General features: G+C 64.1%; 14 protein-coding genes. 11 read left to right on the top strand and 3 right to left on the bottom strand.

The window, feature by feature from the left end:
* The 5 genes from VGK20_15290 to VGK20_15270 form a co-directional block, all read left to right on the top strand.
* The coding region (locus tag VGK20_15290; GenBank protein HEY2775406.1) for a sulfatase-like hydrolase/transferase at positions 1–1,948 on the top strand (1,948 nt) is incomplete at its 5' end.
* A gap of 42 nt (positions 1,949–1,990) precedes the next feature.
* The gene (locus VGK20_15285) at positions 1,991–2,857 is read left to right on the top strand and encodes a DUF2092 domain-containing protein (protein ID HEY2775405.1); all 867 of its coding nucleotides are present in this window, start codon (positions 1,991–1,993) and stop codon (positions 2,855–2,857) included.
* A 12-nt stretch (positions 2,858–2,869) separates the two neighbouring features.
* Positions 2,870–3,613 carry a hypothetical protein gene (locus VGK20_15280; GenBank protein HEY2775404.1) on the top strand — a complete coding sequence of 248 codons (744 nt, stop codon included), beginning with the start codon at positions 2,870–2,872 and terminating at the stop codon, positions 3,611–3,613.
* 39 nt (positions 3,614–3,652) lie between these two features.
* Positions 3,653–4,966, top strand: a complete 1,314-nt coding sequence (locus VGK20_15275; protein ID HEY2775403.1) for a carbohydrate porin — start codon at positions 3,653–3,655, stop codon at positions 4,964–4,966.
* Between the two features lie 174 nt (positions 4,967–5,140).
* Positions 5,141–5,593: an META domain-containing protein gene (locus tag VGK20_15270; protein ID HEY2775402.1), complete on the top strand. Its 453-nt coding sequence runs from the start codon at positions 5,141–5,143 to the stop codon at positions 5,591–5,593.
* Positions 5,594–5,650: 57 nt separating this feature from the next.
* Here VGK20_15270 and VGK20_15265 read toward each other — a convergent pair whose 3' ends face one another.
* Positions 5,651–6,043 (bottom strand): MAPEG family protein, encoded by a 393-nt coding sequence (locus VGK20_15265; protein ID HEY2775401.1) that lies wholly within the window; start codon positions 6,041–6,043, stop codon positions 5,651–5,653.
* Between VGK20_15265 and VGK20_15260 the strand changes: the two genes are divergently transcribed.
* From VGK20_15260 to VGK20_15235, 6 genes are all read left to right on the top strand, one after another.
* Complete coding sequence (locus VGK20_15260; protein ID HEY2775400.1) at positions 6,033–6,719, top strand: hypothetical protein; 687 nt, start codon at positions 6,033–6,035, stop codon at positions 6,717–6,719. The two genes, VGK20_15265 and VGK20_15260, sit on opposite strands and share 11 nt — an antisense overlap.
* 73 nt (positions 6,720–6,792) lie before the next feature.
* Positions 6,793–7,569, top strand: coding sequence for a glutathione S-transferase family protein (locus tag VGK20_15255; GenBank protein ID HEY2775399.1), 777 nt, complete (start codon positions 6,793–6,795; stop codon positions 7,567–7,569).
* Between the two features lie 4 nt (positions 7,570–7,573).
* Positions 7,574–8,104: a hypothetical protein gene (locus tag VGK20_15250; protein ID HEY2775398.1), complete on the top strand. Its 531-nt coding sequence runs from the start codon at positions 7,574–7,576 to the stop codon at positions 8,102–8,104.
* Positions 8,105–8,295: 191 nt separating this feature from the next.
* Positions 8,296–8,904 (top strand): hypothetical protein, encoded by a 609-nt coding sequence (locus VGK20_15245; protein HEY2775397.1) that lies wholly within the window; start codon positions 8,296–8,298, stop codon positions 8,902–8,904.
* A gap of 152 nt (positions 8,905–9,056) precedes the next feature.
* Entirely contained in the window at positions 9,057–9,770 is a 714-nt protein-coding gene (locus VGK20_15240) for a DsbA family protein (protein HEY2775396.1), read from the top strand.
* A complete protein-coding gene (locus VGK20_15235) occupies positions 9,767–10,363 on the top strand; it encodes a DsbA family protein (protein ID HEY2775395.1) in 597 nt (198 codons plus the stop codon). The genes VGK20_15240 and VGK20_15235 overlap by 4 nt, the downstream gene beginning before the upstream one ends.
* A 72-nt stretch (positions 10,364–10,435) precedes the next feature.
* On the opposite strand, the gene VGK20_15230 is transcribed toward VGK20_15235, so the two are convergent.
* Positions 10,436–10,810 (bottom strand): nuclear transport factor 2 family protein, encoded by a 375-nt coding sequence (locus tag VGK20_15230; GenBank protein ID HEY2775394.1) that lies wholly within the window; start codon positions 10,808–10,810, stop codon positions 10,436–10,438.
* A gap of 180 nt (positions 10,811–10,990) precedes the next feature.
* Positions 10,991–11,199: hypothetical protein (locus VGK20_15225; GenBank protein ID HEY2775393.1), on the bottom strand; the 209-nt coding region annotated here is incomplete at its 5' end.

Genomic DNA, 11,199 nt, shown 5'->3' with positions numbered 1-11,199 from the left:
GTTCGAAGCAACCCAGGCGGGCCCGTTCAACCACTGGCCGATGGGAATGGGCTTCGACTATTTTTACGGCTTCATTGGCGGCGACACGAGCCAGTGGGAGCCGAACCTTTTCCGGCAAACCACAGCGATCTACCCGTACGTCGGCAAGCCGGGATGGAACCTCACGACGGCGATGGCCGACGATGCGATCGCACACATCAAGATGCTGAACGAGGTGGATCCCTCCAAGCCGTTCTTCGTGCACTACGTTCCCGGCGGAACCCATGCCCCGCACCACGCCACCCCTGAATGGATCAAGAAGATCAGCGACATGCACCTGTTCGACGGCGGCTGGAACCAGCTTCGCGAGACGATCTTCGCCAACCAGAAGCGACTCGGCATCATGCCACAGGACGCGAAGATGACGCCGTGGCCGAAAGACATCCTGCCTGAGTGGGACAGCCTGTCGGCCGACCAGAAGAAGCTCTTCATCCGGCAGGTCGACGTCTACGCGGCGTACCTCGCGTATACCGACGCCGAGATCGGGCGCGTCATCCAGGCCGTCCAGGACATGGGCAAGCTCGACAACACGCTGATCATCTACATCAGCGGTGACAACGGCAGCAGTGCCGAAGGCTCGCTCAACGGCACCCCGAACGAAGTTGCCCAGTTCAACGGCGCCGAAGTGCCGGTCGACGTCCAGCTGAAGAACTTCTACGACGACTGGGGCTCGGCCAAGACCTACAATCACATGGCGGTCGGATGGACGTGGGCCTTCGACGCGCCCTTCCCGTGGACAAAGCAGGTGGCATCGCACTACGGCGGCACCACGCAGGGCCTCTGCATCGCGTGGCCCGGTCACATCACCGACGCCGGCGGGATCCGCAACCAGTTCCATCACGTGATCGACATCGTTCCGACGATTCTCGACTCCGTTGGAATCAAGGCGCCCGAGACCGTGGACGGGATCCAGCAGAGCCCGATCGAAGGTGTCAGCATGAAGTACACCTTCGACAAGGCCAATGCGGACGCACCGACGCGGCACCACACGCAATACTTCGAGATGTTCGGAAACCGCGGCATCTACAAGGACGGCTGGTATGCCAACACGACTCCGATCGCATTGCCGTGGAAACTGTCGGGCACGCCGAATCCGGACGTGGCCGACAGCTACAAGTGGGAGCTCTACGACTTCCACACCGACCGCACCCAGAGCGCCGACCTGGCCGCCTCCGATCCGAAGAAGCTGAAAGAGATGCAGAAGCTCTTCATGGAGGAGGCCAGAAAGTACCAGGTACTGCCGCTCGACAACTCGCTGGCCTCGCGCATGGTGACACCGCGCCCGAGCGTGACGGCCGGCCGCGACACGTTCACCTACGACGGCGAGCTGACGGGCGTTCCGATGGGCGGTGCGCCGAGCCTGATCGCAGCTTCCTACACGATCACCGCCGACATCGACGTTCCGAAGAACGGTGCCGACGGAATGCTGGTCACGCAGGGCGGCCGCTTCGGCGGTTACGGCTTCTACCTGAAGAAGGGAAAGCCGGTCTTCACGTGGAACCTGGTCGATCTCGAGCGCGTCAAATGGGAAGGCAAGCAGGCGATCGCCCCCGGCAAGCACACCGTGACGTTCGACTTCCACTACGACGGCCTCGGCTTTGCGACGCTGGCATTCAACAGCATGAGCGGCCTCGGGCGAAGCGGAACCGGCGTGCTGAAAGTGGACGGCAAGGAAGTCGCGTCGAAAAAGATGGAGCACACGATTCCGACCACGCTGCAGTGGGACGAGTCGTTCGACGTGGGCTCCGACACCGGAACGTCGGTGGATGACTCCGACTACCAGCCACCGTTCCGGTTCACCGGAACGCTCGACAAGCTGACGATCCACATCGAGCGCGCGAAGCTTTCGCCGCAGGACGCTGCGCGCCTGCAGCAGGCCGAGAGCGGCAGCAACAAGGCCAGCGAGTAGCGTCTCGTGCCTGACGAACAGCCGTCGCAAGAAGGGAACCGCATGAAAATGAGAACAAGGAATCGATTCGCCACGGCAGCCGTCGCCCTGGCCTTTGCAATGTCGGCGATGGCCGGCAGCGCACTCGCAGCACCGGCCAAGGCGAAAGCGCCGCAGCCGGCCGCCGTCAAGGGCGAGATCCAGCCGAAAGCCGTCGATCTGCTGAAGGCGATGAGCGACGCGATCGGTCACGCGAAGACACTGGGCTTCGACGTCATCTCTACGTACGAGAGCCCGAGCCGATACGGACCGCCTCTGGCATACAAGACGATGTCGCACGTCGCGCTTCAGCGCCCCGACAAGCTGAAAGTGGTCACGACAGCCGACGGTCCTCCGACCGAGTTCTACTACGACGGCAAGACCATGATGTCGTTCGCGGTGCAGGAGAACCTCGTCGCAATGGCCGACGCTCCGCCCACGGTGGACCAGACGCTCGAGGCTCTCTACAAGACGTCGGGCACGTACTTCCCGTTCGCCGACTTCCTCGTCTCCGATCCTTATGCCGACATGGCAAAGAGCCTGACGCTGGCGTTCTACATCGGCCAGTCGAACGTCGTCGGCGGCGTGACGACCGACATGGTCGCCTACGAAAGCGAGGGTGTGTTCGTTCAGGTTTGGATCGGCGCCGATGACAAGCTGCCACGCATGGCGCGCGCGATCTTCTTCGACGACCCGATGCGCCTTCGCCACCAGGTGGAAATTTCCAACTGGAAACTCGACGCGCCGATGAAGCCGGAAGAGTTCACGTCGGCCAAGGCCGCCGGCGCCTCGAAAATCCCGTTCGAACACCCGAGTACCCACCAGGCGCCCGCCGCTGCTCATGCTGGCTCCGGCAAGCCGGCAACCAAGCCCGCGTCCGCGGCGCATTGAGGAGGATCCGCGATGTTTCGAAAGAACATAGATATCGCACTGGTCTGCACATTGATCTCGACGCTGACGGCGATGCCGGCTTACGCATGGGGCCACGCGAATTCGTTCGGCGGCCATTCGTCCGGCTCTTTCGGCGGTGGCGGCGAGCACAGCAATCGCTGGGGAGGCAGTTCGTCCGGCGGCTTCGGGCAAGGGTTCAGCCATAACAATGCCTGGGGCGGAGGCAGCTCTGCCGGTGGAGGCCAGGGCGTCAGTCACGAGAACATGTACGGCGGCGGAACGTCGGCCAAGTACGGCGAAGGCGCCGAGCACACGAACATGTACGGCGGCAAATCCTATGGTGCGTACGGCGAGGGCGCGTACCACGAAGGGAGCGGCGCGGCGTACTATCATCCGCCTGCGGCGTACTATCCGTATCATCCGCCGACGACCGTCAACTATTACGGATCGTCGTGCGGAAGCTGCGGAGGGTGGAGCGCGGCAGGAGCGGCGGCGGTGGGCGTCGTCGTCGGTGCCACGGTTGGTGCGGCAGCGGCGTCGGCCAATTCGCAGGCCAACGCCCAGGCTGCCTATTCGGCCGGGGTTGCCGCCGGCCAGGCGCACTACCTGATGGGAGCCATCTATGCGTCAGTGCCGGCGGGCGCAGTGCGAACGACCGCCGCGGGTAATACCTACTACCTCGCCGGCGGCACGACCTGGTTCAAAGCGAGCTTCGGTGCCAACGGCGTGTACTATACGGTGGTTCCGGCTCCCTGACGGACGCGTTTTGTGCTCGGAGTTTCTCGCGGGGGTAACATGAATCCGTTACGAATCATCCTGGGAATTACCGCGATGCTCGCCGTCGCCGTGGGAGCGCGCGCGGACGATGCGGCGCCCGACAAATCCTACTCGGGCTCGCCGTTCGAACGCACGACGCTGACTGGCGACTGGGGCGGCCTGCGCAACGAGCTGGCCACCAAGGGAGTCACGCTCGATGCGACCGTTACGCAGGTCACATCAGGTGTGGTTGACGGCGGCAAGGATCATACCTGGCAGTACGGCGGACGCGCCGAACTGAGCACGACGATCGACTCGCAGAAGCTCGGCCTGTGGCCCGGTGGTTTCCTCCTCATCGAGCTGGAGGGCAACTGGGACAGGGCCACCGGCTTTCGCGACACCGGCGCACTGATGCCGGTCAATTCCAACCAGCTCTACCCGATTCCGAGCGGCAGCAACTTCAACGTCCCCGCAGTGACGTTCGCGCAGTTCCTCTCGCACTATGTGGGCGTGACGTTCGGCAAGTTCGACACGTTGAGCGGCGATGACAACGAGTTCGCCCATGGGAAGGGGGACACGCAGTTCCTCAACCTGGCATTCAACGTCAATCCGACGCTTCTGCTCGCGGCGCCCTACTCCACGCTCGGGGCGGGCGTAATCGTGCTGCCAACCAAGGACCCGCAAGCGGCGATCGTCAACTTCACGGTGCTCCAGGCCAATGGAAACGCCTCCGAGGCCGGCTTCGACGACCTCACCACCGACAAGCTGACGTTTGCGGGAGAGGGACGCGTCCGGACGGGCTTCTTCGGCCTGACCGGGCACCAGCTTGTAGGCGGAGCCTACTCCAACAGGAACTTCACCTCACTGGACCAGCGCATCGGCGCAGTCCTCGACAAGAACCTCATCGTCAAACAGACCGATACCTGGGCCGTCTACTACAACTTCGACCAGTATTTCTACGAGCCGAAGAAAGGTTCCGGCCAAGGGGCGGGAGTATTCGCACGCCTCGGCTTCAGTGACGGCAATCCCAATCCCATGGAAGACTTCGTGAGCCTCGGCATCGGCGGCAAGGGCGTGTTCGAGAGCCGCGCGAACGACGGATTCGGTCTCGGCTTTTACTGGATCGATGTGAAGACCCCGACGCTTCAGACACCGCTGCAGGACCTGTCGTTCCTGCAGGACGAATGGGGTTTCGAGGCGTACTACGCCGCCGCGGTTACCCCGTGGCTCGTGCTGACTCCCGATCTCCAGGTGGTCGAGCCGGCGCAGAAGAAGCAGGTTCTCGGGTTGCTCGACCAGCCCAGTGTCCACACCGACGTGATCGTCGGACTGCGGATGCACGTCATCTTCTGAGTTGATGGAAGTCGAAATGTCCGCGCCACGACGGAAGCAGGGCAGGTTGGCCGTTGTGAGTCACGCCGGGAGGGACCGATGAACGCAACATTTCTGCCAATCCTTATCTTCGTGATTGCCGGATGCAGCGCGATGACGCCGCGACAGACAGAGGAGCCGGCAGGGGCTCAGCCGATGTCCATGGCGCAGATGCAGATCGACAAGACCGGAGGTCCGCAGGCGCCGGCCGTGGCACCAACCGGCGCGACAACACCGGGCTCTCCTCTCGGCAGGGAATGGATCTTCACGCAGGTCAATGGTTACGACGGCGCGCTGCCACCGTCGCCGGACGACGCGAGCTTCGTCATGGGCAGGGAGAACGGTCGCATGGTCGGCTCCACATCGTGCAATCCGATGACGGCCGCGTTCGAGATCGATCTCACCGCCGGCACACTGCGCTTCTCGAACCTCACGAACGGACAAGCCATGTGCAGTGAGCAGCAGTCGTCGACAGAAGATGCGGTCACCGACGCGCTGATCGCCACCGACGCGTTTCGTTACAGCGGGAACAGCCTGATCCTGATGTCCAAGGGGAACGAGGTCGCGAACCTGACGTCTGCCGCCGGAGTGCACCTCACGGCCCCGTAGCGGCGCCTCACAGGCTTGCGCGCCGCCGCGGATCACCGCCCCGGCGCATGAGACCTTCTACAGCGCCGCGAGACCGGCACGCAGGCACATGGCGCCGCTCACGAGCAACAGGACCAGCGTGAGCACCGCGCCGCCCGTGCGTCCGGGTGCGAACTGCTGCGTGAACGAAAACGCATAGCCGTGCAGCAGTCTTGCGACCAGCAGCGTCGAGCCGAGGGCGTGCAGCACCCACTTCGGCTCGCCGTTCAGTTCCAGCAGCGCCATCAGCACGAGGATCAGCGGCACGTACTCGGCAAAGTTCGCGTGGCCGCGGATGCGGCGAAGCATCGCGGCGTCCCCGCCGTCCCCGAGGCTCGGCCCTGCCGGACCGACCCGCCCCTGGATCACCCGGAGACTCAGAACGGCGAACCAGATTGCGAGTGCACCTGCGTAAAGCGGCGTGACCGTCATCGCTGACCTCCCTGTCGTCCTGGAAACGTTGTCGAAAGATGACCGCATTGCCGCTGCTGTGGCCAGGGCAGCGGATCACCGGCGTCGACGAGAGACGAGGGCTGGACACGAAGCCAGGTCATCGATCGCGATCACGCGCACTTCGGTCGTCCGGGTGTCCATACGCTCTGCGCTCGATTTCGTTGGCGCGGCCTTGCGTCAACCCGTGCAGCCGGGCACTTTGCAGGTCGGCCTGCCTGTCCGTTCATCTCGAGAAGAGAGCACCGCTGACCGAAGGAGCTGGAAACCGATGAAAAGGTTGATTCGCTGGTCGTGTCTCGCGGTGGTCCTTCTCGGACTCGCCCGGCCCGTTTTCGCACTGGAATCGGAGCTGGTGTGGCTGAATGGCGATCTTAGCCAATATGCGTTCTGCGAAGCGTCGAATATCACGACGGCGGATCTCACGGACGTGACGTTGACCGTCAAGAATTCCGACGGCAGCGTCGCCGCCACTTCGACGTGCGCCACCCTGGCCGCCGGCCATACTTGCACTACTCTCGACAGCGCCTCGGCCGAGGGGAAACGCTGTACAATTACCGTGGGCGGGAAAGGGAAGACCAAAAGTCTTCGTGCTGGCATCGTCGTGTGTGCCGTCTCGTTCCCCTACGCTTGCACGACAGTGATTCGAGCGGACTAGCCGCCGCGTTACTGTGCTCGAATATTCGGGGTAGCCAGTACCCTCGGACGCTGTTCGTCGCCTGCTGACCACGATGGATACCCCGGTTCTCTGGCACATCCCGCTATCGCATTTCAGTGAGAAGGTTCGCTGGGCGCTCGACTACAAGGGCATCGGACACCGCCGCCGCGTGCTGGGCTCCGACTACCTGATCCGCGCGTGGCGCGCGACGGGCCAGGGCAAGCTGCCGATCTTGTGGCTCGATGGCCACGCCCTCGCCGATTCCACGCGGATCATCGCTGCGCTCGAAGAGCGTTACCCGGAGCCGCCTCTCTACCCGCAGGACCCCACCGCACGAAAACGCGCCCTCGAACTGGAGGACGATCTTGACGAGACGCTTGGCCCGGCGCTGCGCGCGGCAGTCGTAACTCCCCTTTTCGCGAGCGATCCGGATATCGCGCTGCGGGTGCTGACGACAGGCATGCCCGACGAGGCTTACGGAAGACTGCGCCCGTTGCTCCGGATTTTCCCGTCTTTCTACCGTTGGCGTCACAAGGTAAGCGCCGCCAACCTGGCGAAGGACCGCGGCGTCGTCGCGGCGGCACTCGACCGCATCGAAAAGGAGCGGCAGGGCCGCGCGTTTCTGGTCGGCGGGGCTTTCAGCATCGCCGATCTCACGGCCGCGGCGCTGCTGAGCGTTCTGCTGCAGCCGCCCGAGATCCAGTATCCGCTGCAGGTCGAGCTGCCATCGTACCTGCAGGACTATCGCGCCACGCTGCTGCGACATCCGGCTGCGCAGTGGGCGCTTGGCATCTATCGCCTGCATCGCGGACGCACTGCGGAAGTTCCCGCGCGAACAGGCAGGGCGTAGCGACGTGGCACCGGAAACGCCGGCAAGCCAGCCTTCTGTTGCTCCGGCGACAAACGGTGCCCGATGGACACTCGCGGTCCGTGCAAGGTTTCGTGCCGTTGTCGCAGGCGTCGTCGCGGGCTTGCTCATTGTGGGTTGTGCGGCATCGCAGCGCCCCATTCAGGATTCCGATCGGATCGGCTCGGCGCGGGCACTCGACACCGCCTTCAGGGTCGTTCACGAAATCGTCGTCCCCGCACCACTCGGGATCGACTACGTGTTGCCAGTCGGCGAGTACCGTCCGACGCACATCGATGTCCATGGCATCTTCTACGCTTCGCCCACCGGAGTGACGGCCCGCAAAGGGGACGAGCACCATGTCCTGCCGGGAGGGATCCACATGGCTTCTCGCCCGGGTCGTTACGACTCCTTTCCTTCCCTGTATGTCGATTTCGGAAGCGGGACGTTCTCGAAATACCCGTTACCCGAAGACCTGGCAGCGCAGGTGTACGGAACCAGCGTCGTGTTCGTGGTTGGCGGCGAGGAAGTGCGCTAGGAAGTCGCAGGTTGGGGATCCAGGCCTTCCCCACCGGGACCGAGGAAACTCCGCCATGCCCCTACGCAGATTCCTTAGTCACAGTATGCGATCGTCGACATTGACGACCGGCCGCTCACGCGCGAGCCTGCGTCTGTGCAACCAGACCGCGCAGAGCCGGCAACGATGTCACCCGGTTTTCGGCAACCGTGATGGCGATCGCGCTCGACACGCTTGCGTACGCGCGGCGGCTCCGCGAAGCTGGTTTCAGCGAGCAGCAGGCTGAAGGCCAAGCCGAGGCGCTCGCGGCCGCGATGACGGATACGCTGGCTACCAAGCAGGACCTGAGCGAATTGGAAGTGCGCATGGATGCGCGCTTCGCAGCGACCAGGCAGGACGTGCGTGAGCTCGAGACGCGCATGGACGCTCGCTTTGGAGCGGTTGCGAACGACCTGCATGAGCTGGAGGCGCGCATGAACGCGCGCTTTGGAGCGGTTGCGCACGACCTGCATGAGCTGGAGGCGCGCTTGGACGTGCGTTTCGCTCAGGTCGATTCCCGTTTCGCTCAAGTCGATTCCCGCTTCGCCCAGGTCGACGCCCGCTTCGACTACCTCGAGAAACACCTGGATACGCGCTTGGCCGAGATGGAAAAGCGGCTCGAAATCCGGCTGGCCGAACAGGAACGCCGTACGGAGCTGCGCTTCGGGGAAATGTCGACGCAGGTGCAGCTCATCGATCTCGAGAGACGTATGACGATGCGCCTGGGCGGCATCATGGTGGCGGGGATCGGTGTGGTCTCCGTGCTCGTCCGGCTTGCCTGAAGAAGTCTTTTCTCTAGCCAAGCTCACGTGTCGAGTCCTCGGGATTCTCGAGGCTGCCGGGACGCAGGGCCGCGGCGATCCGGGTGAGCCGGATCCGGGTTCCCGGGCAGCCGGCCTCTGGCCCGTGACGCGCGCAGTGCTACTCTTGCGCGGTGCGAGCCTTCGACGCCGTCTCCCGCTTCGATCCTCTCCGGTCGGATCGTCCGCTCATCGTTTATCTCGATCTCAAGAGCCCGTACGCGTATCTCGCCAAGGATCCGACGCGGGAGCTCGCGGCGTCGCTCGGGATCGCCGTGGACTGGCGGCCGCTGTCGCTCGACATTCCATCGTTTGCAGGCTCGGCGCGCCTCGACTCGCGCGATGCAGTCGTCACGAGCGAGCGCAGCCCCGCACAATGGGCATGGGTCAAGTACGCGTACATGGATGCGCGCCGCTACGCACGGATGCGAGGCATCACGCTTCGCGGAACCGTCAAGATCTGGGATACGACGCTCGCGGGCATCGGCATGCTGTGGGCGAAGGCGCATGGCGACGATGTGCTCGGTCGCTACCTCGACCTGACGTTCGAGCCGTTCTGGAAGCGCGAGCTCGATGCCGAGTCGCCGGCTGCGATCCGTGCGATCCTGCGCGAATCGGGCGCCGATGTTTCCAACTTCGCGCAGGCGGCCGAATCCGCGCGGGATGCTTATTTCGCGCAGCAGGCCGGGATCTTCGACGCCGGCATCTTCGGTGTGCCGGGATACGTCGTCGATGGCGAGTATTACTGGGGGCGCGAACACCTGCCGCGGATCCGCTGGATCCTCGAAGGGCGTCGCGGTCCCGCGCCGGACATCGTCTACACGCGTCCTGCCGCCGAGGCGCGATGACCGTACGTGTCGCAATCGATTTCGGCTGCGCGGCTTCGTATCTCGCGATCGCGCCGACCCGTGCGCTCCAGGCGCGGCTCGAAGTCGCGTTCGACTGGCTGCCGTTTCCGCGTGTGACGACGAGTCGGCCGCGCGTCGCCGTCCCGGGCGGCGACCGCAGCGCGCGTCATTTCCGCATGCGCTCCGAATATCGCGCGAACGACCTGCGGCGCTATGCGCAATCGCGCGGGCTCGATCTCGGCGACGCCGACCGCAGCGTCGACACCGCGACCGCATCGCTCGGGCTGCTGTGGCAGCGTCGCTTTGTACCTTCCGACGCCGGCGAGTACGTGGCGCGCGTGTTCGATCGCATCTGGCGCGAGAATGCGGACCCCGGTCTTGTTTTCGTCGAAGAATGTCTCGGCGCCTCGGCGGCAGGATTTCGGGAGTACGTGAAGGACGAAGGTCCGCGCGAGGCCGAAGCGATTCGCGAGCAGCTCGCGTCCGAAGGCGTCTGGAACGTGCCGGCCTATCTCGTCGGCGGTGAGCTCTTCATCGGCCGGCAGCATCTGCCGGCGGTGGAATTTTCTTTGCGCGGGATGGGGTCGCGCTAGGCGCGCGCGCGTTGCCGCGAGTGCCGGATGCAGGCATGCCCGATGCTCGGCCGATTGCCGGGAGAGCGAGCTTTACGGGAAGATCGACCGCACTGCAGCCGAGTCGAGATATTCGAAGAGCCGCTCGATCCTGCCCTCAGCGAAGTGCACGACCAGGCAGGCCGGTATCTCGATCTTCTCTCCGGTCATGCTCGTACCGAGGAGAAGGTGGCGCTGCACGAAACCGCCCGGGAAGAACCCACGCGAGAGGATCTCGTAGCGGCGATCGGAGACGCGTGCGATAAACAGCCCGAGCAGCCGCACGTTCTCGTCGCGCGTCTGCGTCCTCCCCGTCACGTTGTGCCAGATCTGCGCCTGCGGCGAGTACGTGTCGCGAACAGACTCCAGGTCTCCGCGTTCGATGGCCGCGAAGAAGCCGGAAGCAATACGGTCGAACGGGTCTTTCATGAGACTTCCGATGCCCCCACAACAGACTCATTCAGGACTTTCGCTCTGTCCAGAAGACCGGGGGAAGTCCACACTGAAGCGGCTCGCGAATTTTCGTACGGTTGTGTTCATCGGGAAACTGCCGACCCGCAAGGACCGTCACACCGCAGCCGGGGCGAAAGCAACGAACGACCCGACCGATCAGGCCGGCGGCGAAAATGCCGTCGAATCGTCTCCAGTTTGCGGAAGAATGCGAATGCGCACCGAACTGGCGCGCCCGCGGTCGTCCACGACACGGAACAGGAACGTGCCGACCTTCGCCTTCCATTGGATCGACCGCGACGGCTCGACCTGGCCGATCAGGTCGTCATCCGCGAACCAATAGAGCTTCCTGGCATCGCCAGGCGCTG

The organism is Candidatus Binatia bacterium (assembly GCA_036493895.1).
GTDB lineage: Bacteria > Desulfobacterota > Binatia > UBA1149 > CAITLU01 > DATNBU01.
The sequence above is the reverse complement of the archived record's forward strand: the minus strand, read 5'-3'. Positions and strand labels throughout refer to the sequence as shown.